Raw genomic sequence first — 22,731 nt, 5'->3', positions numbered from 1 at the left:
GATATGATATAATAATGGAAATAAAAAGGAGTAAAGGGTATGGATGAGATGATGAGTGAAACAGCTTTTGATGCTAGACTGAATGTACTGTGGGAACGCTTCTTTGCACTGCAGAATCACGCCGGTGCGGATGTGCAGGAAACACTGCATGATTTAATGACGCATCCTAAGGAGGAGCTGGACGATGCTTCGTATATGAAGCTCATGTATATGAAGGGACTTTGCTATGAGGAGCAGGGAAATAAAAATGCGGCGCGCTATTGTGCCATGCGGATGTATGCAATACAGGAATGCATGCGCAATCCCAGAAAAAAACGTCCCCGTTTTCTGGACTTGCAGGGATATGCATGCAGTGATGCAATGAATGCTTTTATCGAGCGCTACACAGCGTTTCTGGAGGAAACCTACAGGGGCATCAACCGTCGCCTGCTTATGATCGTAGGCATATTGTTTCTGGCTGTCTTCCTTGTTTTAACACTGTTTCTCAAAATTTATTTCATCATCGCGGCGTTGGAGTCTATTATGCTGGGCATGCTGACCTATCTGCTGCAAAAGCGAAGGATGCCTGATATCTTTCAGAAAAACCAGCTGAATGCAATAGAAAAGTATGTTGAACAGGAGGTTCTGGAATTTGACCGCCCCATTCGTTTTTCCTAAACACAGGTGCAGCACAGATAGCTTCTGCTGTACTTTTTTTGTCGGTTAAGCAGATCACAATACTGGTGGATTATTGTTATATTCTATGTAGAAAACGGCAGGAAAGACAATCCTCCCGTTATCGTTTTGTGAATTTCATCCTACAGCTTATTACGCTCGTTAACGATGGCATCCCAGGTTGCCTTTCCAATGACACCGTCGATGTTTAAGTCATATAAATACTGGAACTGCTGTACCATGGTGGTAGTTCTTGGACCATACATGCCGTCTACCGGTATCGGACGCAAGCATTTGTTGACAGCAGCAATCTCATTCAGATATTCCTGCATTTTAAAGACGGAAATTCCCTGCGCACCAGAGCTGAGGTAGTAAGAGCTGCTTGCGACAGGAATATTGGTGACAATCTGTAGATCACGAAGCTTGTTTACAATGGAATCCCAGGTATCGTTGCCGATTTCACCATCAATCGGAAGGTTTGCATAACGCTGCCATTCCCGTACGGCCTGCTCCGTTCTGGTGCCATATACACCATCCTGCAGATTACGGGTATTGATGAACCCCTTTTCCTGCATCATATTCAAATATGCCTGCTGTTTGTTTACACCAATTCCGATGCTTCCCGGTTTTAATGCGGCTGTTGAAATCATCATGTAACATCTCCTTTCCCTACAGTATATGGGAAAGCAGGGAAACGCCCTATATACTAGCCCATCTTACAATCTTTTCATGATATAAATTTGATGAAAATGCCCTGAAACAAAAACATGAAATATTTTTCAAAAAATTTACAGAAAAGTGTTGCAATCTTTTTGCATCCGTGTATAATAGTGTTATATTAACAACTGAGAACAGAAGTAGTACATCTGAAATGCTGCAAAGAGAGCCTGCATACCGGTGAGAGCAGGAGAGTAAAACAGGATGGAACGTGTCTGGGAGTTGGATTGTCGAACGCTGCGGCATGAGGCAGTTCCGTGTTACCTGACGTTACAGGCCTAAGCGTCGTTCGTTGTGCAAACGGACGGAATTAAGGTGGTACCGCGAGCAATCGTCCTTTGATTTTTTGAAGGGCGATTTTATTTTTATAGAGAGGAAGGAGATTTTATGAATTTTGATATTACAGTAATAGAAAGGTTCTGGCAGCTGCTGTTAAGTGGCGTGCCGGTTATTCTTGGATTGTCCCTGGCTTCCGCATTCTTTGGAACGCTAATTGGTCTGGCGACGGTATTTCTAAGAAGGATGAACAAGGTATTCAATCTGATTGTTGCGGCGTATATTGATCTGTTTCGTGGAACACCGGTATATGTACAGATGTTTTTTATCTATTTCGGTATTCCCAGCCTGGTTCCGGGGCTTAATATCAACAACTGGGTTGCGGGAATTCTGGTATTCTCCCTGAATTCCGGTGCCTATATGTCAGAAATTATGCGTGCCGGTATTGATGGTATTGATAAGGGGCAGATTGAGGCAGCGAAGGCATTGGGAGTATCCGGTAAAGATATTGGAAAAGATATTATTATCCCTCAGGCATTTCGTAATGTACTGCCAGCGGTTATCAATGAATTTATCACACTGACCAAGGAAACCTCCATCGTATCTGTGATTGGTCTGCATGATATGATGTACTGGTTCTATGCGGTTAAGAATCAGACCTATGCGGATTTTGAACCGCTGCTGATTGTGTTCCTTGTGTATTATATTATGAATAAGGTATTGTCCCTCATTGGAAAGGCGATTGAAAGGAAGCTGAAATATGATTAGAGTAGAGCATTTATATAAGAATTACGGTGATAGTGTAAAGGTTCTCTTCGATGTCAATTTTACCTTCGAGGATGGAAAAACCTATGCTATTATCGGCAGCAGCGGCGGAGGAAAGTCAACCTTCATTCGCTGTCTGAATATGCTGGAGGTACCGACCAGCGGGGATATATTTTACAATGAAACAAAAATCAATGATCCGAAAACAGATTTGGCACGTGTCCGTGAAAAAATCGGAATGGTTTTCCAGAATTTCAATTTGTTTGATCACATGAAAGCCATTGACAATGTTACGTATGCACTTCGCAAGGTGAAAAAGATGAACGCGGAGGAAGCCAGAGCGAAGGGACTCTCCCTTTTGGAAAAGGTCGGCTTACGGCATCGTGCAGACGCTTATCCGCATCAGCTGTCCGGTGGTGAAAAGCAGCGATGTGCGATAGCGAGAGCATTGGCGATGGAGCCGGATGTCCTGCTGTTTGATGAGCCGACGAGCGCCCTGGACCCGGAAATGACCGGTGAGGTACTGAAGGTTCTTCAGGATTTGAACCATACCGGTATTACGATGATTGTTGTGACTCATGAGATGAACTTTGCCAAAAAGGTTGCGGATTATGTCATCTACATGGATAAGGGAAATATTGAGGAATGCAGTAAGGCAGCAGAGTTCTTTGAAGAGCCGAAAACGGCAAGGGCAAAGGAATTTCTGTCAAAAATGATATAGAAAAGGAAAGAGAGGAAATAGAAGATGAAAAAGTTACTGACTGGATTGATGGCTGTTGTTATGATGGCTGGACTTGCGGGCTGCGGCAGCAAGGATGATGGAGCAGGAGAGGGAAGCGATACGGCGAAGAAGGAGCTGACCGTTTATACAAATTCCGGCTACAAGCCATATGAGATGGTGGATGAAAAGGGAAATCTGTACGGGTTTGATATCGACGTTATGAATGAGGCTGCCAAACTGGCAGGCTATACCGTGAAATGGGAGGATGTTGATTTTGACGGTATCGTGCCTTCAGTAAAACAGGGAAAAGCAGATATCGGTATTGCAGGCATCACGTATACCGAGGAGCGTGCAAAGCAGGTGGATTTCTCTGATGTATACTATGCAGGAGAGGATGCACAGAACTATGTGCTGACAATGAAGAGCAGCGGTATGAAAAAAACAGAGGATATCAAAGGAAAGAAAATCGGTACGCAGATGGGTACCATTCAGGAATCCATTCTGAACTCTCTGCAGGATGAATATAAGCTGAAGCTGGACAAGAGAAAGGCTTATTCCGATATGGTACTGGAAATGAAAAAGGGAGTCATTGATGCCATGGTCGTTGAAAAAGCAGTAGCAGAGGAGCTTGCGGCAGATAACGAAGATTTGAGCTACTACAAGTTTGAAGCCGGTGCTGAGCTTGCGGGTAATGCAATGATTTTCCAGAAGGACAACAAATTGAAGGATGAATTCAACAAAGCCATCAAAACGATGAAGGAAAACGGAAAGATGGATGAGTTGGTAAAGAAGTATTTTAAATAGCAACATAACCGCAGATTGTTTGGGTCTGCGGTTTTCTTATACCGTGATGCTGGTTGGCTAAAAAAACAAGAAAAAAGCTTGCATTATCAAAGTATACGGGGTATGGTTAAGCTGTACAGGGGGAGACACCCATCATAAAAAGACGAAGGTACAAAGAGGATGAGAAAATGAAGCGTATAGAGGTCATTGATGAGCAGGGTGTTCATCTGCAAAATACCTATGAGCGCCGAGCAAGAGGACTGGTGAAAAAAGGCAGGGCGTACTATGTGACAGCATCCTGCATCTGTCTGTTTACGCCGCCGGAAAACATGGAGGAAAAGACTTTGGAGACAAATAATAAGAAGGATATCCTAACAAGGATTGATACAATTTTACAGCAGAAGGAATATCTGCAGGAGGCATTTTCGGCAATTGAGAAAATACCGCATGATCTGAATGAGGAGCTGACTGCCATTCGAACGAAAACGATTTTGGAGATCGTAGAGGCCAGAGAAAAAACGAATCAGGAAGTCGTTGCGCTGCTTCGTGCAATGCTGGATCAGGATGTAACACCGCAAGGTGAGTAAAAGCGAGGAGCTGAGAAGACTGGGGAGAATATTCCACAGTCTTTTTTTGTCGATGAAAATCAGGCTTAAAACATGAACACCTCACATAGGATAGATTGAGGTGATAGCGATGATCAAAGCATGTGTCCTGTGTGGAGTTTGTATATCTGTATTTCTAACCCCTGTGCAGGCTAAGGAAGAAGTGGTACAGGGGGTGGTTCAGGTACAGGATGATACCGGAAAACCCCTTGAGGGAGCCGCATTTCAGCTTATCAGCTATGGGGAGCCTCTGCAGGAGCTGACCAGTGATAAAACGGGCAGAATCGTTTTACATGATCTTGATTACGGAGAATATCAGCTCATCCAGACGCAGACAGATTATGGCTATCAGAAAACAAAACAGCGCATCAGCTTTGTATATGATGGAACACAGGAGAAGAAGCAAAGCTGGAAGGTTGTAAATGAACGTATGCTGGGGACGGTAAAGCTTCGTATCCGGCAGGAGAATGATGAAAAAATATCCCATGTTTCCATGGAGCTGCTGGATGAGCAGGGGAAGAAGCTTCGGAATATCACCAGTGACAGGGACAGTATTGAACTGCAGAAGCTGCCAATAGGCACATATCGTCTGCATCTGGATGAAAAGGAAAAGGATTACCACTTGAAGGAGGATGTGACCTTTGCGATAACACCATACAACTATAATCGCAGCTATGTGCTGACGCTTCATCTGGAACCGGTTAAACAAACGCAGGAGGATTACACCTTTGCCTTCTGTTTTATCATGGCGGTGCTGGGTCTGTTCGCCTGGCTGATTTACTTTTTCAGAAAACAAAGTCTCACACAATTCCTTGATGATTTCATGGTATAATGCTCACACATGTGAAAGGAGGAAGGTCAGTGATTGAAGATCTTCTGAGCTACAATGAGGAATTTGTAAAGAACAAGGGCTATGAGCCTTATCAAACAAGCAAATATCCGGATCGGCGTCTGGCTATCGTTACCTGTATGGATACGCGGCTGATTGAGCTGCTGCCGGCAGCACTTGGTATAAAAAACGGCGATGCAAAAATTATAAAGAACGCAGGAGGAGTTATTACACATCCTTTTGGCAGTGTTGTACGAAGTCTTTTGATTGCCATTTATGAACTGGGTGTGGAGGAAATTCTGGTAATCGGTCACACGGATTGCGGTGTACAGCATATGGATGCCGAAAATTTGCTGGAGAATATGCGTAAGCGCGGTATTTCGAACAACGCCATTGAATCTCTGCGATACTGCGGAATTGATTTTGACCGCTGGCTGGAGGGCTTTGATGATGGCTGTGTGAGTGTGGCAAAGAGTGTGGAGCTGTTAAAAAAACATCCTCTCATACCAAAGGATGTGCGTATTTACGGATTTATGATGGATTCCACCAGTGGCAAGCTGAGCAGTGTTTCAGAATAGGGACAGGGCTGTCAGCTCATCTTCATGTATAAGGGCGCCCGGTATGGAAACGATATATCCGCAAATGCGATTGGCAATGCGAAGCGTATCCTGCCAGCTATAGCCCTGCTCGCGCAACGCGATGATGCTGCCGATATGGGCATCTCCGGCACCGATTGTATCCTGAATTTGAACCGCTTCTGTAGGAATGTGTGTACATTTTCCTTCCTGCTGCAGCAGACATCCCCGTGAGCCAAGGGTGATGATAACGATATTGTGTGTACGTTCATAGAGACTTTCTGCGGCCTGTTGAGCAGTCGGACAGCCGGTAAAGCTGCAGGCTTCCTCTTCATTTAGATGCAGTATGCAGTGCAGGTTGAACAGCGTCTTGATACAGCCTTGCGAAAGTGCGGACAGTCGTGGACCGGGGGCAAAATAGATGATAAGCTGCGGATGCTTTTGCAGATAATCGAGAATGTATATGCCAGTTTTCTCTTCCAGCTCCAGACCGCACACATAGACGGTATCAACACCATAGGAATCCAGCAGGGAGAACCATTCCTTCTGAAATCGGTATTCCGCACCATGGTGGCTGAGAAAGGTGCGCTCACCATCTGACTCCACCAGACAGAAACAGCAACCGTTTTCTTCCTTGCTTTCCAGCAGAATGTCAATCCTGTGTTCCTGTAGCTGGCGGCGGACAAAGTCACCGTAGATTCCGGTACCTACCGGAGAAAAGAATAGCGGGTCACCACCAAGCAAACGGCACATCCATGCGGCATTAAAGGCACAGCCGCCAAGGGAAAGCGTCTGTGATTCGATATTGATATCCTCCTGTCGTACAGGAAGATGAGGAATTCTAATGATAACATCGGCCACACTGGAGCCGATGAATGCAATATGCTGTTTCATATGTATCACCACAGGTATTATATCGCAAATCAGGCAAGGAGGAAATCATTTGAAGAAAAAAACATATACGGTGGCCGGGGCTGCATTCACTGCCGCAGCACTCGCACTCTCGTATCATGAGAACCGCTGTCTGGATGTATGTCATCTGCGGGTGCGCAGTGCGAAGCTTCCTGCCTCTTTTGCAGGATTTCGAATTGTACAGTTGTCCGATCTGCATACTACACGCTTTGGGTATCATCAAAAGCATCTGCTTCGCAAAATCCGTATGAGTGCACCGGACATCATTGTTATCACAGGAGATTTGATCGATCGGCGCAGAACTGCAAAGAATACAATGCAGCCGGTTGTACAGCTGATAAAACAGGCGGTTACAGTGGCACCGGTGTATTATGTGCCGGGAAATCATGAAGCGGTTTCCCCCATATATCCGCATTTGAAGCAGGTGCTGCTGGATTACGGGGTGCAGGTATTGGAGAACAGCAAGCTGGAGCTGTCGCGCAAGGAGGAAAGCATATCCATTCTGGGGCTGAAGGATAAAAAATTCTATCCCTATGCATCGGATCGGTATTTCATGAATCTGCATAACCTCATGCAGACCGTAGATACATCCTTTTCTATCCTGCTCTCTCATCGTCCGGAGCATTTTGCGGATTATGCAAAGGAGGGCGTATCCCTGGCATTCTGCGGACATGCACATGGCGGTCAGATTGTAGTACCGAAGCTGGGGGCGCTGTATGCGCCGGATCAGGGAATCTTTCCTTCCTATACGGATGGAATCTATGAACATAAGGGGTGTACCATGGTCGTATCGAGAGGGCTCGGAAACAGTCGGGCACCGCAGCGGATCAATAACCGGCCGCAGGTAATGGTGGTAACGCTTTTCCCGGAGGAAATAAGAAATTGATGATTGAAAAAAGCATTTTGCCAATGCTGTGTTTGTAAAGAAAACGTAAGTAAAATAACAGACAGCCTGTTTCAGATAGGCTGTCTGTTATTTTAATGAACGAACCGCATAAATGTATTTCGTAGTTAATATATATTGCTTATTCACATAGATAATAGAATTATCAGGTGTTAAGACTGTCTGGGTTACTTCCAAAAGAGGAGTTCCCACAATACAATTTAATTGCTTTGCAAATTCCTTGGTTGCAAATATAATTTTAAAATAATCCTCAAACTTCGCCGGATGCATGCCAGTTTCTTTTGTGACGAGATGTAGAAGAGATGTTTTTTCCAGCTTTTTCTTTAATAGGAATTGAAATGAGTCGGGAAAAAAATCGACTTCGACAATACATGGTACATCGTCCACAAGACGTACGCGTTTTATTCGAATCAACGGTGCAGTTGTACCAAAAATCGTATTTATTTCAGTTTCATCATGGCATACGGTACTTTCTATAATCTGTGTTGAAGGCTTGGCTTTCATTCGCAAGCATGTATCTGTAAAACTTCCACCTGAGAAGAATTCCTCTGTGTAAACCTGTGTTTTCACATAGGTTCCTTTTCCATGCTTTTTGATAAGTAGGTCCTCGTTGACAAGCTGTTGTATAGCATTTCGTACAGTTACACGACTTACGCGATATATCTCGCTCAGCTTCAATTCAGGGGGGATGCGATCTCCCGGTTTGTACTTTCCACTCTTTATTTGCGTAGCTAATTCATTATATAGCTGTTCCTGCAGTGTGATTGCATTTAATTGTTTGATTTCCTGCATGGGCCCTCCTATAAATCCTATCATTCCGTTTAACACTATGTTCATTATAATGAATTCTACGTGTGAACGCAATCACAGATAGTATTATTTCATCATATTTTTTAAATATAGCGGTCACCTTTTTTTATACAGTACTTGACAGCGGTTACATGACATGTTAGAATGTCGTTAGTTAATACAATATAATACAACTGGAGGATGGAATATGAAAAGAAAAATTGTGTTAGCGTCACATGGAGGATTAGCGAGCGGATTATATGATACAGCAAAAATGATTGTTGGAAAGCTTCCATTTGATGTTGAGATTTATTCTCTACAGCCCGGCGGTCTTGCAGAGGACTACGGTAGGAAATTGAAAAAGGAAATTGCCGCACATATGAATACAGAATATGTAATCTTGACTGATTTATATGGTGCCAGTGTCTTTACAGCAATGTATTTATGCACAAAGCTTGATAATGTTCGATTATTTTCAGGGATGAATCTAAACATGCTGCTTTCCGTATGTTTGGAGCATCCTGCACCTTTAAACGAAACAGATATCGAGCAAATCCTGCATGATGCAAAAAGTGGTATACAGTTTACTCAGCAGTCAAAAGAATGCGAAAGGGAAGAATTTTAAAGGAGAAAGTATGAATAGAAAATTTCTAAATTTATTTAAAAATGAAAAACCGATATTGGCAATGCTTCATCTGAAAGGGACAAGTGATGAAGATATTGTTAGACGCTTTAAAGAAGAAATTGCAATCTATGCTGAAAATGGTGTGGACTGCATTATAGTTGAAAATTATTTTGGGAATTATCGGCATATGGAAATGGCGCTTGATTATATCTCAAAGCTAAACCTTGTTATTCCGTATGGCGTGAATTGTCTGAATGTAGATCCCATGGGGTTTGAATTAGCTGAAAAATATGGTGCAAGCTTTGTACAGTTGGATTCAGTGGTCGGACATGTTAAACCGCGTGATGAAGCAACCTTGGATGCATTCTTCAAACTGTACCGTGAACGCTATCAGGGGATGGTGTTAGGTGGTGTACGGTTTAAATATCAGCCAGTTTTATCACGAAATAGCATTGAAGAGGATTTGCAGATTGCAATGCAGCGATGTGATGCTATCTGTGTTACACAGGATGCCACAGGACAGGAAACCTCACTCGATAAGATTATACAATTCCGCAACGGTATTGGAGACTTCCCGTTGATTGTGGGCGCAGGTGTAACTCCCGAAAATATGGCAAAGCAGTTTGCATATGCAGACGGCGCTATTGTCGGTAGTTATTTCAAAGATAACTATAGGGATGAAGGAGAAGTTTCTCAAGAGCATGTAAGAGAGATTGTGAAGGCTGCTCAGAAAGTAAGAGGTAAGTAATATGATAAAGCTGTTGCGAATTGATCATCGTTTACTGCATGGACAGGTTGCGTTTTCATGGACAAAATTTCTGGAATCTGATTGCATTCTAATTGCCAGCGATAATTTAATGAAAGATGAATTGAAAATGAGTGCAATGCGTATGGCGAAACCAACGGGTGTCAAGCTGGTTATGAAAAGTATTGAAGACTCTATAAAGGCATTGAATAGTGGTGTTACAGATAAGTATAAACTCTTTATTATTGTGGAAAGTGTAGAAGATGCATACCGATTGGCGAGCGGTTTTCCTGCTATTAAAAGTATAAATATTGGCGGTATGAAGGCTAGAGAGGATCGCAAGCAAATATCAAAAGCAGTATTTGTAAGTGAAGAGGACATAGAGAAACTGAGGATACTAAAAGACAGGGGAATTGAATTGGAGGTTCGTCTGGTACCCAGTGATTCAAAGCAAAATGCTTTGGATCTTGTGAAATAGAGAGGAAAGAGGTAGAAAGATATGAGTGATAATTTATTGATACAAGCTCTGCTGATAACTTTGGTTGCGTTTATTGGTTATATGCATTGTTATTGGGGATCTACGATGAACAACCGCCCGATTATCGTTGCACCTCTTGTTGGATTGGTATTGGGCGATATGACAACCGGTATCATGGTAGGAGCAACATTAGAGCTTATTTTCTTGGGGGCTGTACCTATTGGTGCCAGCAATCCACCTGATATCACGTCCGGTGCCATCATCGGGACATCTTTCGTAATTCTTACGGGGCAGGAAGTTGGCGCGGCTGTTGCACTAGCAGTGCCGGTTGCGACTCTTGTTCTGCTTTTTGATAATTTGCAAATGATGTTTATCTTAACATGGGCTACACATATGGCGGATTCATATGCGAAAAAAGGAGATTATAAAAAAGTAGAATGGGTTGCACGTTTTGCAGGTATTGGAAATAAACTAATTTTAGCTATAGTTGTCGGTGTCGCATTTTATTTAGGGGTACCGGTCATTAAGGATGTATTGGCAGTCATTCCGCAATTTATAATTGATGGTATGGATGTGGCGGCAGGAATTCTGCCAGCTGTCGGGTTTGCCATGCTGGCAAGGATGATTGTTACAAAAGAATTGTCTCCTTACTTGTTAGCTGGATTTCTGTTAGCTGCATATATGGAAATGCCTGTATTCGGTGTAGCACTGGCAGGCTTGGTGATTGCCGGTCTTACATTCTTTCATGATAGTAAAAAACAAAGGGAGGTAGTAGTGGATGACAACGAATTTTAATGAGGCGAAGTTGACAAAAAGTGATTTACGCAAAGTGTTTATGCGTTCCTGTACATTAGACAGTGCATGGAATTATGAGCGTCAACAGAATTTGATGTATTGTTACTCCATGATTCCCGTGTTAAAGCGACTTTATGGCAATGACGAAGAAAAAATGGCAGATGCGTTATGCAGACACTTGGAATTCATGTCATGTACGCCCCATCTTGTAACCTTGCTGATGGGAATTACAGGCGCTATGGAAGAAGAAAATGCAAAGGATGAAAATTTTGATGCAGCAAGCATAAGCGCAGTAAAAACATCGTTAATGGGACCGATGGCAGGAATTGGCGATGCCTTTTTCTGGGGAACCTTATTGACGATTGCGATTGGTGTTTCAGTATCCTTTGCAAAACAAGGAAGTATCATTGGTCCGATTGCATTTCTATTGATTATCAATATTCCAGGCTTTCTAGCTCGCTATTATTGCCTGCATGCCGGCTTTAAATACGGTGTCAAATTTTTTGGTGATAGTGAGAACAGCCGTATGATTGAGAATATAACAAAGGCAGCGTCTATCCTTGGTTTAATGGTTATAGGGGCTATGATAGCATCCACGGTCAGCATCAGTATACCATTTGAAATTGGTGTAAAAGGCGCAAAAGAACCAATACAAACGTATATCGATCAAATAATGCCATGTCTTCTTCCGCTTACAGCTTTTGGTATCATGTATTGGCTGTTGGGGAAAAACGTTAAAACAACAACGATTCTTGTATGTTTAATCATTCTGGCATGTATCGGGACATTCTTTGGTTTATTATAGAAGTTAATGAACCGTATGCATTGAGCTAAAAAGTATACATATTCATTCTTGTATACTTTTTTTACTACCATCAGAAATAATAGCAAACATAAGCTGTTGTTTTCAATTGCAAGTAAATGTTAATCTGGGAGAACACAATGCTTGTTCATTAAGCTTAGAAATGCATGTAGATGCTGCGATTTTATTCGCCATTTGAAAAAATCGGAAAGGATTGATGGAATCCTTGCTTGCATCATCTGCTCCCTTTCATAAGAATTTACCACGCAGCCAGTTATTCCTGATGTTTCAAGTGACTGTAATGAAAGCGGATAGGGGTAGGACATTCACTGCTCTGTTTGCGTAATCAGTATGCGTTTGCTATAATATGTCCATATGAATAAGCGAATTAGTGTATGATGCGCTGTCGCCGTACATAGGAAATGGAAGAAGAAAATGAAAACTACACGTGAATGGAAACAGGTTACGATAACAAAAAAAGGAACTAAGAAGCTACAGAGCGGCCATCCCTGGGTATATGAGGGAGAGGTGCTGGCTCTTGAAGCGAATATACAAAATGGAGATATTGTGGATGTGTTTTCTGAAAAAGGCAGCTATCAGGGAAGCGGACTGTATAACGGAAATTCACGAATCCGTATCCGCCTGCTATCCCGTAATGCCAATGACAGATTCGATGAGGATTTTTTTTACCGCCGTTTGCAGCATGCAATCAGCTACCGTGCAACAGTTATGGGAGAGGATTTTGATGCCTGTCGCCTGATTTTCGGAGAGGCTGATTATTTACCCGGACTGACAGTTGACCGTTTTCATGATTTGCTGGTCGTGCAGACACTTTCCTATGGTATGGAGCAGCGAAAGGATATGCTGTTTCCCATGCTTGTGAAGATTTTGAGAGATGAATATCATGTAGCTATCAGAGGAATCTATGAGCGTAATGATGTGGGAATCCGTAAGCTGGAGGGCCTTGAGAAAACAAAAGGCTGGTATGCGCATTCCGTTTTGCCGAAGCATCCGGAAAGCTGTCTTACCAGCATAGTTGAGAATGGTATTTCCTATGATGTGGATGTTGAAAATGGTCAGAAAACCGGATTTTTTCTCGATCAGAAATACAATCGGGCTGCGATTGCACGCATTGCGAAGGGAAAGCATGTTCTGGATTGCTTTACCCATACCGGCAGCTTTGCTTTGAATGCCGCAAAGGGTGGGGCAGCGCATGTACATGCCGTGGATATTTCTCAGACAGCGATTGATATGGCACAGCACCATGCGGATATAAACGGATTACAGGAGCGGATGAGCTTTGAAACAGCGGATGTATTTGATCTTTTTAAGGCTTTGAAAAAACAGCCGCGTGTATATGATATGATCATTCTGGATCCACCGGCCTTCACCAAATCCAGAGAAACGATTTCTCATGCAGTAAAGGGATATCGGGAAATCAATACTGCTGCTATGAAGCTGTTACCAAGAGGCGGATATCTGGCAACCTGTTCCTGTTCTCATTTCATGAATGAGGGTCTGTTTAAAAGCATGCTGCATGAGGCGGCGCTGGCAGCAGGCGTATCTCTTCGCCAGATTGAGGCAAGACAGCAGAGCTGCGATCATCCGATCCTCTGGAACGTACCGGAAACATCGTATTTGAAGTTCTATATCTTTCAGATTGCATAATTGAAGGAAGCTGCGGTTCATACTAGAAATAAATGAGGTAGTAAAGTTATGGTTCATATATATATTGATGCAGAATTTGACGCAGTAAAAATCAATGGGAAGTACTGTCAGATGGTGGTGTCCCTAGGGGCGGTTCTGAAAAAGGATGCGCAGGAGGCAACCTTTTATTCACTGGTCTGTCCTAAAAACTTTCGGCGTCTGACTTCTGTGGTACGTAAAATGACACATTTAAAGGATAGCGATATCCGCAATGCAAACAGCTTTCCGGATGTTTTAAAACAGTTTATGCAATGGCTGCAGCCCTATATGGAATCTTCTTCCTGCCGTATGTATAGCTTTGGACCGGATGATCGAAGAACCCTGTTGCAGGAATGTGCACGACATCATTGCGATCCGTCTTTGTTTGAAGGAATTCTTGATTTACAAAAGCAGATTTCAGCAAAGGTAACGTATCAGAATGTGCTGGTATCCGCAACCTTATCACTGGATGATTTAAAGACTGCTTATGCGATAGAAGGGGCAGTGGAGCATAATGCCCTGACAGATGCATCCGATCTCATGCGGATTCATCAGGCTTCCCTGCTGCAGGATCCGGACCGTAAGGCTGTACAGGAAATCGTAGAGCGTAAGCTGGCAAAGCAGCGCGAAGTTGCACAAAAACAGCAGGAAAAGCTGCTGCGGATTATGAAGGAGCGTTTTTCACAGTATACCGTATTGAAGTGTCCTGTTCGATTGTATCCGGAAATTGTTGAACAGTTTCGCCTGTGGGAGGAGCGTGATCGTAATTTCCATATCAATATTCAGAAAGACAGCATCCTTCTGGATGGCAGAGAGCTTCCAAGAGAGCAGACGAAGATTTCTATGCGGATTGATATCGAAGAGATTCCAAGTGTAACCCTTAGCTTCACACAGGGCGAGAATGTCATTGAAAAGAAATATCTGCTCATTTACCGCAATGCCACCATGGTGGAGAATATACTGAGAAGGATGCTGCAGCATGGAAACGGCTAAGCGGCAGGCTCAGCTTTTGCATCTGTATCTTCTGGAGCTGAAGAACACCTTGAAAAAAGTGGATGCATTAAACGTATTGCAGAGAAATCCATATATAAGAAGTAAAGCCGCAAAGCTGGTATTGCAGGAAGTAAGTGAAAGTATGCAGCACTGTCTGGATGCACAGCTTGTATTTCTTGCTTCTGTATCCCGTTTACAGCTAAGTGATGAAGCGGGATTAAAAGGTGTGCGGGGAGCCAGTCAGATTCTATTTGATTTTCAGGATGAGATTTTGCGGCAGGAAATTCTGCATCAGCTGCTGTTGAAGGAAGAAACACTGCAGCATCGCTTACAGCAGTTCATGACGGTAAATGAACACCTGCTGCATAAAGTGCTGGAGCTACCAGATCAAACGAGATATGAAAAACAGCCCTGATAGCTGCCTGGGCTGTTTTTATCGTGGTTATTCATATCATTTGGTTATATATGATCATTGTATGGAATCTTTTCACTCTATGGAATAGGAATTTTTATGAAGAAAGGTTTTCTATATGTACCTGTGTGAGTAATGAAAAAGCACTGATTCATTTATGATGGGCTTTACTTGAACGTATGGTTGTCCGAAATAAGCTTTTTGTTCCTGCGTTTCTTTAAAAAACAGCTACTTCTATATTTAATGTGTCTTATTCACTGCATTTTGTAAACAATAAGCTGAGTTCCTCCTGCATGCGATTTGAAATTCATCATCTTAGTTTCCTAGTGCCGTCCTTATGAAAGATTCTGTGCAGTCTGCATTCTACAATAAACAGTGTGAAAAGAAGGACAATACATTGCAGGAAACAGAGAATGACTCCGTAGATTCCGCATGCTGTATCACTTTTTCCATACAGCAACAGCATACAAGGAAAAGAAAACGCAGCACTGAACCAACCCCAGATCAACCAGACTCTGCCAAATTGTACATGTGCTGTTTTCCATGTATCTTCATTTTTCATAGACAGGGGTGTGCGGTATCCGAAAAGTTCATTGATTTCCTTTGGGGGATGCTTTTGAAAATAGAAGCCAAATCCTATCATGGAAAAGGGGATCAGAAGATTCATGATGAGCATAAACAACCAGAAAGCCATAAGAAAACCTCCTATTCAAGCATAGTATAGCATCATTTAACATTCATGTCATGGAAATGTACTGTCTGCTTTTCTTCGTCTTCTCTTTTTGTTTATACAACTAAGAGATTACGTATTCGCGAATCGTGCGGAGAAGCCAGCTAAGCAACTGCCGTGGTATATGAAGATCTGTGAAACTGCTGTTTTCTATTGTAGAATGCTCAGTTGATATATTCATGTTATTTCGTTGAAAACGCTTATTTCATATAATATAGAACAGGGAAAGCCAATCCTTATGAACTCCATGTAAAAAAATCTTGCAATACGTCAGATATATGGTAAAATACTGAGTGATAAAAGGTCCTTTAAGATAATCCAGAGAGGTTATGAAGGCGAACACCAAACCTGAAGTGTATAGAAAGGGTCCTTTTGTGTATCAAAACGGACCCTTTTATGATAGGACCGGCAGGAGGAAAGCATATGAACAAGAACAGTTTACTGAAAATCTGTGACTTAACGAGTGAAGAGATTTTTCACATTCTTGAGGATGCTGCTGCTTTTTCCAGTTCTCAATCAGATTGGCAATTTCCGCGTAAAACGCTGGTTGCTAATCTTTTTTTTGAGCCGAGCACGCGGACACATTTCTCATTTGCCAGCGCGGAGCATCAGCTGGGCGCCTGTGTGGAAAATTTCACTGCACAGGGAAGCAGCGTGGAAAAGGGCGAAAGCCTGTATGACACGGTAAAGACATTTGAAAGCATCGGCTATGATGCCGTGGTCATCCGTCACAGTCAGGATGAATACTTCAAAGAGCTGGAAGATATCCGAATTCCAATCCTGAATGCAGGTGATGGCTGTGGGAATCATCCGACCCAGTGTCTGCTGGATCTGCTTACCATATATCAGGAATTTCAGACATTTCAGGGAATTAAGGTGGCGGTCATTGGTGACATTACACATTCCCGTGTTGCAAACAGCATCAAGGAAGCACTTGGTATGCTGGGGGGAGAGGTAGCCTTCTCCGGTCCCGATGAATGGGTCGCAAAGGATGCCTATTACAAGCGTGTGGATGAGGCAGTACAATGGGCGGATGCTGTTATGATGCTTCGCATTCAGCATGAGCGTCATAAGGAAACCATGGCAATGAGCAGGGCGGAATATCTGGAGCGCTACGGTCTGACGAAACAGCGTGCAGCCATGATGCAGCCGCATGCCATCATCATGCATCCGGCACCGGTCAACCGCGGTGTGGAAATCGACAGCGATCTGGTGGAGGCGGAAAACAGCCGCATCTTTAAGCAGATGAGCAATGGAGTTCTTGTGCGCAAGGCAGTGATCAAACGCGCACTGGGATATGAATTTGAATAAGAAGCTACATAAAAATACATAGAAAAGAGGTGCAGTTATGAAACTGATTCAGCAGGCCCGCATCCTTACAAAAGGAAATGAAACAGAGATAATGGATGTGCTGTTTGATGAAACACAGATTGTGAAAATCGCAAAGCATATCGATCCTGCATTGGCGCAGGAGGTAATACCGGCAGAGAATTGTGTACTGCTGAGCGGATTGATCGATGTACATGCCCATCTGCGTGAGCCGGGCTATACGCATAAGGAAACAATTGCCAGTGGGACGGCTGCTGCAGCCCATGGCGGCTTTACCACCATAATGGCAATGCCCAATGTCATCCCGTATCCGGACAATACGGAAACGATGAAGACATATCTGACGAAAATCAAACAGGACAGCCGTGTGCATGTGATTCCCTATGCCTGTATCACAAAGGCGGAGGCGAGTCAAAAGCTGAGTGATATGGAAGGACTGAGCGCCATGGGGATTCATGCCTTCAGTGATGACGGTGTTGGTGTGGCAACAGCGGATATGATGAAGGCGGCCATGCAGAAGTGCCGTGATGTTGACGGTATCATCGCTGCCCATACCGAGGATATGAGCTATCGCAAGCCGAATGCCTGCATGCACGAAGGCATCCGCAGTAAACAGCTTGGTCTTACCGGGATTCCCAGTGCCTGTGAATATGCACAGTTCCAACGGGATTTGGCACTTGTCAGGGAAACCGGCTGCCGCTATCATGTATGCCATATGAGTGCGCAGGAAAGTGTGGAATCCCTGCGCAGGGCAAAGAAGGAAGGACTGGATGTCAGTGGTGAGGTAACGGCACATCACCTGCTGCTGAATGAAATGGCAGTAGAAAATGCCAATCATAAAATGAACCCGCCACTGCGCAGCGAGGAGGACCGTCAGGCTCTGATTCAGGGACTGCTGGATGGTACGATCGATATGATTGCCAACGATCATGCACCGCACAGCGAGGAAGAAAAAAGCAGAGGGATGGAAAAGGCTCCCTTTGGTATTGTTGCACTGGAAACCGCGTTTCCACTGCTGTACACCCGCTTTGTGAAGGAGGAGGGCATCTTCACGCTGGAACAGCTGGTGTACTGGATGAGCGAGGCGCCTGCCAAACGCTTTCAAATGGAGCGCAGGGGAAAACTGAAGGAAGGAAACGCTTCGGATTTTGTACTGATGGATCTGGACAGCGTACGAAAGATAGAGAAACAGGGATTCTATTCCATGGGAAAAAACACACCGTTTGACGGTATTGTCTGCAGCGGCTTTGCGGTGAAGACATTTGTGGATGGAATCTGCGTATACGATAACAGGGAGGGTTTGCTGAAATGAAAAAGCGACTATTGATTCTTGAAGACGGCAGTGTTTATGAAGGAATCGCCTTTGGAGGCGACCGGTATCAGATGGGAGAGCTGATCTTCCAGACAGGAATGAGCGGGTATCAGGAAATTATCTCCGATCTGTCCTACTATGGACAAATCGTCATGATGACCTATCCTGCCATGGGAAACTGTGGAATCAACCGTGATGACTTTGAGAGTATTTCACCGAAGATGTTCGGCTTTGTTGTCAAGGAATACTGTGAAACACCGAGCAACTTCCGCAGTGATATGACACTCGATGCGTTTATGAAGCTGAAGGGCATTCCGGGAATTGCGGATATCGATACGCGTGAAATTACAAGAAAGATCAGAGATCATGGTACATGCAAGGCAATCATGGCGGATGCGGATGCCGATGTGGAGGCGATTGTGAAGCAGCTGCGGGAAAGTGAGTTACCAAAAGACGGTGTACAGGCAGTATCTACAGTGAAGCCGTTCCCGATTCCATCCCGTGGGCAGAAGGTCGTTATGGTGGACATCGGAACAAAGTTTGCCGTGATCCGCGAGTTTAACATGCGCGGCTGTGATCTGATTGTCGTACCTTACAATATGAGTGCACAGGATATTCTGGCCATTCATCCGGATGGCATCGTCTACAGCGGCGGACCGGGAGCACCGGAAGATATTCCGGAAACGGTAGCTACCTGTAAAGAGCTGCTGGGCAGTGTGCCGATGCTGGGCATCGGTCTGGGACATGAGGTCATTGCGGCTGCATGCGGCGCAAACGTTGTAAAAATGAAGGTTGGTCACCATGGAAACTCTTCTCCGGTGCGCAATCTGAAGAAACAGAAAATCGAGTTTACTGCACAGAATCACGGCTATGAGGTGGAACCGGACTCCATAAAGGGAACCGGACTGATCACCACCTATACCGCACTGAATGATGGCTCCATAGAAGGCTTTACCCATGAAACCTATCCGCTGTACTCTTACTCCTTTGAGCCGGAGGCAGCACCGGGTGCGGATGACTGTACCTATATATTCGATGATTTCTGCAATGTAATGAAGGAAAGGAGTGCTGAATAGAATGCCGAAAAGAAACGATATAAAGAAAATCATGGTGATTGGCTCCGGTCCGATCGTCATTGGACAGGCAGCGGAGTTTGACTATGCCGGCTGTCAGGCCTGCACCTCTTTGCGCGAGGAAGGCTATGAGGTTATTCTGATCAACTCCAATCCGGCAACGATTATGACGGATACTGTTATTGCGGACCGTGTATATATTGAGCCGCTGACGCTGGAATTTGCGAGCCGTGTCATCTATAAGGAACGTCCGGATGCTATTTTGGGCAGTCTGGGAGGACAGACCGGTTTAAATCTGGTTGTTGAGCTGGCAGAAAGCGGTATTCTGGATGAATATCACGTGGAAATTCTGGGAACGGCACTGGACGCCATTGAGAAGGCAGAGGACCGTGATAAATTCCGTGAGCTGATGTATGAAATCGGGGAACCGGTACCGGAAAGTGTGATCGTACATACGATTGAGGAAGCGGTGGCATTCGCATGTGAAAACGGCTATCCGGTTGTGGTACGTCCTGCGTTTACTCTGGGTGGAACCGGGGGCGGTTTCGCACACAGTGAGGAAGAGCTGCGGGTAATCTGCGATAACGGTTTAAAAATCTCTCCGGTTCACCAGTGCCTGATCGAACAGAGCATCGCCGGCTATAAGGAAATCGAATACGAGGTTATGCGTGACAATGCGGATAATGCAATCGTTGTCTGCAATATGGAAAATGTCGATCCGGTTGGTATTCACACCGGTGATTCCATCGTTGTTGCGCCAACGCAGACGCTGACGGACAGAGAATGCGGCATTATGCGTGCATCAGCGCTGAAAATCATCCGCGCATTGAAAATCTGCGGCGGCTGCAATGTACAGCTGGCACTGGATCCAAACAGCTTCAACTACTATGTCATTGAGGTCAATCCGCGGGTATCCCGCTCCTCTGCTCTTGCCTCCAAGGCGACCGGCTATCCGATTGCCAAGCTTGCGGCGAAGGTGGCTGTCGGTCTGACACTGGATGAAATTATCAATCCGGTCACAACGACCAGCTATGCCTGTGTGGAGCCTTGCATCGATTATGTTGTCACAAAATTCCCGCGTTTTGCCTTTGATAAATTCCCGAAGGCAGATCGTACGCTGGGTACACAGATGAAGGCAACCGGTGAGGTTATGTCCATAGGACGTACCTTCGATGAAGCGATTTTAAAGGCTATCCGCTCTCTGGAAATGAAGACGGATCACCTGGAACAAAAGGATATCAACGCGATGAATGAGGATGCCTTATGGAAGAAGCTGGCACAGTGTGATGATGAGCGCATCTATGTCATAACCGCATTGCTTCGAAAGGGTGCGGATATCGAGGATATCTTTGCAGTAACGAAGATGGATCGCTACTTCCTGAACCGCTTTAAAAACATCGTTGCACAGGAAACCGTTATCCGGCAGCATCCGATGGATCTAAACGTTCTGCAGGCTTCCAAGAAAATGGGCTTTGCGGATTCCTGGATTGCAAGAAGCTGGAATGTAGAGGAAGCTGCTCTCTACGATACAAGAAAACAAAACGGCATTATGCCGGTCTATAAAAATGTGGATACGTGTGCAGGGGAGTATGTATCGCATACACCGTATCTGTATTCCACCTATGAGCATGAAAACGAATCCGTATGCAGTGACAACCGCAAAATCATCGTACTCGGCTCCGGTCCGATTCGTATCGGTCAGGGTGTGGAGTTTGACTATGCGACCGTACACTGTGTAAAGACGATTCGTGAACGCGGCTATGAAGCGATTGTTATCAACAATAATCCGGAAACCGTGTCAACGGATTATTCCATTTCCGATAAGCTGTATTTTGAACCGCTGACGATTGAGGATGTTATGCATGTCATTGATCTGGAACAGCCCCTTGGTGTTGTCGTGCAGTTCGGCGGGCAGACGGCAATCAATCTGGCAGACAAGCTTGTTGCGCGCGGTGTAAAAATTCTGGGAACCTCTCTGGAAAATATCGACCGTGCCGAGGACCGTCATGAATTTGAGGAAATGCTGCACCAGCTGGATATTCCGCAGCCGCAGGGAGAAACTGCCGTCGAGGTTGAGGAAGCAGTGAAGATTGCGAATCGTATCGGATATCCGGTACTGGTGCGCCCATCCTATGTATTGGGCGGACGTGCGATGGAAATTGTGCACAACGATGACGACTTGCGTGTCTATATGGCAACGGCAGTGAAGGAAATCAGCCATGATGCACCGATTCTGGTCGATAAATATATCATCGGTAAGGAAATGGAAGTGGATGCAATCTGTGATGGAGAGCATGTGTACATTCCGGGAATCATGGAGCATATCGAGCGTGCCGGTGTGCATTCCGGTGACTCCATCAGTGTCTATCCGGCTCCGACGGCAAGTCAGAAGGTAAAGGATACCATTATCGATTATGCGACACGCATCGGTAAGGGATTCCATTTCATCGGTCTGTATAATATACAGTTCATCGTGGAAACCGATAAGAAAAGCGGGGAAGAAAGAGTGTATGTTCTGGAGGTTAATCCTAGAAGCTCCCGTACCGTACCATTCCTCAGCAAGGTTACGAATGTTGGGATGTCCTATGTGGCAACACGCTGTGTTCTGGGAGATTCTTTAAAGGATCAGGGCTACGAGGAAGGCGTGCATCCGGAAGGGGAGCGTGTCTTTGTCAAGGCACCGGTATTCTCCTTTGCGAAGCTGCGAAGTGTTGATACGACACTGGGACCGGAGATGAAATCAACCGGAGAAGCACTGGGCGGCGATGTAACGCTGGAAAAGGCATTATACAAGGCGCTGCTGGCAAGTGGTGTGAAGATTCCGCTGCACGGCAATGTTCTGATTACGGTTGCGGATGATGACAAGCAGGAGGGGCTGAAGATCGCGAAGCGCTTCTCTGCCATCGGCTATGGTATTTATGCGACGAAGGGAACGGCACAGTATCTTTCCTCCAACGGTATCTATGTGAAAACCGTAGACAAGGTAAAGGAAGAAACAGACAACAATGTGATTGATGTCATCCGTAAGGGACGCGTCAACTATGTGGTCAATACGATGAGTATCTCCAGTGAGGTAAACCGGGACGGCTTTGAAATCCGCCGTGCTGCCGCTGAGAATAATATCAGCTGCTTCACATCGCTGGATACCGCCAATGCGATTCTGCGTGTGCTGGAATCCCAGACGTTTACCACCATTTCCATGAATGAACTGGAGGGATAAG

At 44.7% G+C, this 22,731-nt stretch carries 24 protein-coding genes and 1 other annotated feature; of the genes, 20 read left to right on the top strand and 4 right to left on the bottom strand.

Going from position 1 to position 22,731, the window contains the following annotated elements; all coding sequences use genetic code 11:
- Positions 1-39 precede the first annotated feature (39 nt).
- Positions 40-657 carry a hypothetical protein gene (locus ACESPQ_RS09190; RefSeq protein ID WP_002610546.1) on the top strand — a complete coding sequence of 206 codons (618 nt, stop codon included), beginning with the start codon at positions 40-42 and terminating at the stop codon, positions 655-657.
- A gap of 140 nt (positions 658-797) precedes the next feature.
- Here the strand turns inward: ACESPQ_RS09190 and ACESPQ_RS09185 are convergent, their stop codons facing one another.
- Entirely contained in the window at positions 798-1,307 is a 510-nt protein-coding gene (locus tag ACESPQ_RS09185) for a peptidoglycan-binding domain-containing protein (protein ID WP_002610548.1), read from the bottom strand.
- Between the two features lie 185 nt (positions 1,308-1,492).
- Positions 1,493-1,713: a binding site (T-box leader), on the top strand.
- Between the two features lie 45 nt (positions 1,714-1,758).
- Here ACESPQ_RS09185 and ACESPQ_RS09180 point away from each other — a divergent pair.
- The 6 genes from ACESPQ_RS09180 to ACESPQ_RS09155 all read left to right on the top strand — a co-directional run bounded on the left by ACESPQ_RS09180 (position 1,759) and on the right by ACESPQ_RS09155 (position 5,928).
- A complete protein-coding gene (locus ACESPQ_RS09180) occupies positions 1,759-2,415 on the top strand; it encodes an amino acid ABC transporter permease (RefSeq protein WP_002610550.1) in 657 nt (218 codons plus the stop codon).
- The gene (locus ACESPQ_RS09175; RefSeq protein WP_002610551.1) at positions 2,408-3,133 is read left to right on the top strand and encodes an amino acid ABC transporter ATP-binding protein; all 726 of its coding nucleotides are present in this window, start codon (positions 2,408-2,410) and stop codon (positions 3,131-3,133) included. Before ACESPQ_RS09180 ends, ACESPQ_RS09175 begins: the two co-directional genes overlap by 8 nt.
- A gap of 24 nt (positions 3,134-3,157) precedes the next feature.
- Positions 3,158-3,937 carry a transporter substrate-binding domain-containing protein gene (locus tag ACESPQ_RS09170; protein WP_002610553.1) on the top strand — a complete coding sequence of 260 codons (780 nt, stop codon included), beginning with the start codon at positions 3,158-3,160 and terminating at the stop codon, positions 3,935-3,937.
- A 167-nt stretch (positions 3,938-4,104) separates the two neighbouring features.
- Entirely contained in the window at positions 4,105-4,503 is a 399-nt protein-coding gene (locus ACESPQ_RS09165; RefSeq protein WP_109770668.1) for a hypothetical protein, read from the top strand.
- A 109-nt stretch (positions 4,504-4,612) separates the two neighbouring features.
- Positions 4,613-5,353 (top strand): MSCRAMM family protein, encoded by a 741-nt coding sequence (locus tag ACESPQ_RS09160; protein WP_002610557.1) that lies wholly within the window; start codon positions 4,613-4,615, stop codon positions 5,351-5,353.
- A gap of 29 nt (positions 5,354-5,382) precedes the next feature.
- The gene (locus tag ACESPQ_RS09155) at positions 5,383-5,928 is read left to right on the top strand and encodes a beta-class carbonic anhydrase (protein ID WP_002610558.1); all 546 of its coding nucleotides are present in this window, start codon (positions 5,383-5,385) and stop codon (positions 5,926-5,928) included.
- On the opposite strand, the gene ACESPQ_RS09150 is transcribed toward ACESPQ_RS09155, so the two are convergent.
- Positions 5,920-6,819, bottom strand: a complete 900-nt coding sequence (locus tag ACESPQ_RS09150; protein WP_118001924.1) for a carbohydrate kinase family protein — start codon at positions 6,817-6,819, stop codon at positions 5,920-5,922. The genes ACESPQ_RS09155 and ACESPQ_RS09150 overlap by 9 nt on opposite strands.
- Before the next feature lie 49 nt (positions 6,820-6,868).
- Between ACESPQ_RS09150 and ACESPQ_RS09145 the strand changes: the two genes are divergently transcribed.
- Entirely contained in the window at positions 6,869-7,723 is an 855-nt protein-coding gene (locus ACESPQ_RS09145) for a metallophosphoesterase (RefSeq protein ID WP_002610561.1), read from the top strand.
- A gap of 87 nt (positions 7,724-7,810) precedes the next feature.
- On the opposite strand, the gene ACESPQ_RS09140 is transcribed toward ACESPQ_RS09145, so the two are convergent.
- Positions 7,811-8,533: a GntR family transcriptional regulator gene (locus tag ACESPQ_RS09140; protein WP_002610563.1), complete on the bottom strand. Its 723-nt coding sequence runs from the start codon at positions 8,531-8,533 to the stop codon at positions 7,811-7,813.
- A 205-nt stretch (positions 8,534-8,738) separates the two neighbouring features.
- Between ACESPQ_RS09140 and ACESPQ_RS09135 the strand changes: the two genes are divergently transcribed.
- The 8 genes from ACESPQ_RS09135 to ACESPQ_RS09100 all read left to right on the top strand — a co-directional run bounded on the left by ACESPQ_RS09135 (position 8,739) and on the right by ACESPQ_RS09100 (position 15,069).
- Positions 8,739-9,155, top strand: coding sequence for a PTS sugar transporter subunit IIA (locus ACESPQ_RS09135; protein ID WP_002610565.1), 417 nt, complete (start codon positions 8,739-8,741; stop codon positions 9,153-9,155).
- A gap of 10 nt (positions 9,156-9,165) precedes the next feature.
- Positions 9,166-9,903: a BtpA/SgcQ family protein gene (locus tag ACESPQ_RS09130; protein ID WP_002610567.1), complete on the top strand. Its 738-nt coding sequence runs from the start codon at positions 9,166-9,168 to the stop codon at positions 9,901-9,903.
- 1 nt (position 9,904) lies between these two features.
- Positions 9,905-10,378, top strand: a complete 474-nt coding sequence (locus ACESPQ_RS09125) for a PTS sugar transporter subunit IIB (RefSeq protein ID WP_109770664.1) — start codon at positions 9,905-9,907, stop codon at positions 10,376-10,378.
- A 21-nt stretch (positions 10,379-10,399) separates the two neighbouring features.
- Positions 10,400-11,173 (top strand): PTS mannose/fructose/sorbose/N-acetylgalactosamine transporter subunit IIC, encoded by a 774-nt coding sequence (locus ACESPQ_RS09120; RefSeq protein WP_109770663.1) that lies wholly within the window; start codon positions 10,400-10,402, stop codon positions 11,171-11,173.
- A complete protein-coding gene (locus ACESPQ_RS09115; RefSeq protein WP_002610573.1) occupies positions 11,157-11,978 on the top strand; it encodes a PTS system mannose/fructose/sorbose family transporter subunit IID in 822 nt (273 codons plus the stop codon). The genes ACESPQ_RS09120 and ACESPQ_RS09115 overlap by 17 nt, the downstream gene beginning before the upstream one ends.
- A gap of 432 nt (positions 11,979-12,410) precedes the next feature.
- Positions 12,411-13,643, top strand: a complete 1,233-nt coding sequence (locus ACESPQ_RS09110) for a class I SAM-dependent rRNA methyltransferase (protein ID WP_257335708.1) — start codon at positions 12,411-12,413, stop codon at positions 13,641-13,643.
- A 48-nt stretch (positions 13,644-13,691) separates the two neighbouring features.
- Positions 13,692-14,654: an exonuclease domain-containing protein gene (locus ACESPQ_RS09105; RefSeq protein ID WP_257335706.1), complete on the top strand. Its 963-nt coding sequence runs from the start codon at positions 13,692-13,694 to the stop codon at positions 14,652-14,654.
- Positions 14,641-15,069, top strand: coding sequence for a hypothetical protein (locus ACESPQ_RS09100; RefSeq protein WP_002610578.1), 429 nt, complete (start codon positions 14,641-14,643; stop codon positions 15,067-15,069). Before ACESPQ_RS09105 ends, ACESPQ_RS09100 begins: the two co-directional genes overlap by 14 nt.
- Positions 15,070-15,376: 307 nt before the next feature.
- On the opposite strand, the gene ACESPQ_RS09095 is transcribed toward ACESPQ_RS09100, so the two are convergent.
- Positions 15,377-15,760 (bottom strand): SdpI family protein, encoded by a 384-nt coding sequence (locus ACESPQ_RS09095; protein ID WP_257335702.1) that lies wholly within the window; start codon positions 15,758-15,760, stop codon positions 15,377-15,379.
- Between the two features lie 459 nt (positions 15,761-16,219).
- Here ACESPQ_RS09095 and ACESPQ_RS09090 point away from each other — a divergent pair, with 459 nt between their 5' ends.
- Genes ACESPQ_RS09090 through carB form a run of 4 tightly spaced genes read left to right on the top strand, consistent with a single transcriptional unit; the run spans position 16,220 to position 22,730 of the window.
- The gene (locus ACESPQ_RS09090) at positions 16,220-17,107 is read left to right on the top strand and encodes an aspartate carbamoyltransferase catalytic subunit (RefSeq protein WP_002610581.1); all 888 of its coding nucleotides are present in this window, start codon (positions 16,220-16,222) and stop codon (positions 17,105-17,107) included.
- Between the two features lie 37 nt (positions 17,108-17,144).
- Complete coding sequence (locus tag ACESPQ_RS09085; RefSeq protein WP_022300364.1) at positions 17,145-18,437, top strand: dihydroorotase; 1,293 nt, start codon at positions 17,145-17,147, stop codon at positions 18,435-18,437.
- Positions 18,434-19,513, top strand: a complete 1,080-nt coding sequence (carA, locus tag ACESPQ_RS09080) for a glutamine-hydrolyzing carbamoyl-phosphate synthase small subunit (RefSeq protein ID WP_002610586.1) — start codon at positions 18,434-18,436, stop codon at positions 19,511-19,513. Before ACESPQ_RS09085 ends, carA begins: the two co-directional genes overlap by 4 nt.
- A gap of 1 nt (position 19,514) precedes the next feature.
- On the top strand, positions 19,515-22,730 hold the full coding sequence (carB, locus tag ACESPQ_RS09075; RefSeq protein ID WP_118001905.1) for a carbamoyl-phosphate synthase large subunit: 3,216 nt from the start codon (positions 19,515-19,517) through the stop codon (positions 22,728-22,730).
- Position 22,731: the final 1 nt, after the last annotated feature.

Origin of the sequence: Clostridium sp. HGF2, from assembly GCF_964240115.1 — a bacterium.
In the GTDB taxonomy this organism is placed as follows: Bacteria; Bacillota_I; Bacilli_A; order Erysipelotrichales; family Erysipelotrichaceae; genus Clostridium_AQ; species Clostridium_AQ innocuum.
This window is presented reverse-complemented; position numbering and strand designations above follow the sequence as displayed.

Bases quoted from the DNA above. Each gene is read 5' to 3' on its own strand.
- ACESPQ_RS09190 (WP_002610546.1), top strand. From the start codon at position 40: ATGGATGAGATGATGAGTGAAACAGCTTTTGATGCTAGACTGAATGTA.
- ACESPQ_RS09185 (WP_002610548.1), bottom strand. From the start codon at position 1,307: ATGATGATTTCAACAGCCGCATTAAAACCGGGAAGCATCGGAATTGGT.
- ACESPQ_RS09180 (WP_002610550.1), top strand. From the start codon at position 1,759: ATGAATTTTGATATTACAGTAATAGAAAGGTTCTGGCAGCTGCTGTTA.
- ACESPQ_RS09175 (WP_002610551.1), top strand. From the start codon at position 2,408: ATGATTAGAGTAGAGCATTTATATAAGAATTACGGTGATAGTGTAAAG.
- ACESPQ_RS09170 (WP_002610553.1), top strand. From the start codon at position 3,158: ATGAAAAAGTTACTGACTGGATTGATGGCTGTTGTTATGATGGCTGGA.
- ACESPQ_RS09165 (WP_109770668.1), top strand. From the start codon at position 4,105: ATGAAGCGTATAGAGGTCATTGATGAGCAGGGTGTTCATCTGCAAAAT.
- ACESPQ_RS09160 (WP_002610557.1), top strand. From the start codon at position 4,613: ATGATCAAAGCATGTGTCCTGTGTGGAGTTTGTATATCTGTATTTCTA.
- ACESPQ_RS09150 (WP_118001924.1), bottom strand. From the start codon at position 6,819: ATGAAACAGCATATTGCATTCATCGGCTCCAGTGTGGCCGATGTTATC.
- ACESPQ_RS09140 (WP_002610563.1), bottom strand. From the start codon at position 8,533: ATGCAGGAAATCAAACAATTAAATGCAATCACACTGCAGGAACAGCTA.
- ACESPQ_RS09135 (WP_002610565.1), top strand. From the start codon at position 8,739: ATGAAAAGAAAAATTGTGTTAGCGTCACATGGAGGATTAGCGAGCGGA.
- ACESPQ_RS09130 (WP_002610567.1), top strand. From the start codon at position 9,166: ATGAATAGAAAATTTCTAAATTTATTTAAAAATGAAAAACCGATATTG.
- ACESPQ_RS09125 (WP_109770664.1), top strand. From the start codon at position 9,905: ATGATAAAGCTGTTGCGAATTGATCATCGTTTACTGCATGGACAGGTT.
- ACESPQ_RS09120 (WP_109770663.1), top strand. From the start codon at position 10,400: ATGAGTGATAATTTATTGATACAAGCTCTGCTGATAACTTTGGTTGCG.
- ACESPQ_RS09115 (WP_002610573.1), top strand. From the start codon at position 11,157: ATGACAACGAATTTTAATGAGGCGAAGTTGACAAAAAGTGATTTACGC.
- ACESPQ_RS09110 (WP_257335708.1), top strand. From the start codon at position 12,411: ATGAAAACTACACGTGAATGGAAACAGGTTACGATAACAAAAAAAGGA.
- ACESPQ_RS09105 (WP_257335706.1), top strand. From the start codon at position 13,692: ATGGTTCATATATATATTGATGCAGAATTTGACGCAGTAAAAATCAAT.
- ACESPQ_RS09100 (WP_002610578.1), top strand. From the start codon at position 14,641: ATGGAAACGGCTAAGCGGCAGGCTCAGCTTTTGCATCTGTATCTTCTG.
- ACESPQ_RS09095 (WP_257335702.1), bottom strand. From the start codon at position 15,760: ATGGCTTTCTGGTTGTTTATGCTCATCATGAATCTTCTGATCCCCTTT.
- ACESPQ_RS09090 (WP_002610581.1), top strand. From the start codon at position 16,220: ATGAACAAGAACAGTTTACTGAAAATCTGTGACTTAACGAGTGAAGAG.
- ACESPQ_RS09085 (WP_022300364.1), top strand. From the start codon at position 17,145: ATGAAACTGATTCAGCAGGCCCGCATCCTTACAAAAGGAAATGAAACA.
- carA (WP_002610586.1), top strand. From the start codon at position 18,434: ATGAAAAAGCGACTATTGATTCTTGAAGACGGCAGTGTTTATGAAGGA.
- carB (WP_118001905.1), top strand. From the start codon at position 19,515: ATGCCGAAAAGAAACGATATAAAGAAAATCATGGTGATTGGCTCCGGT.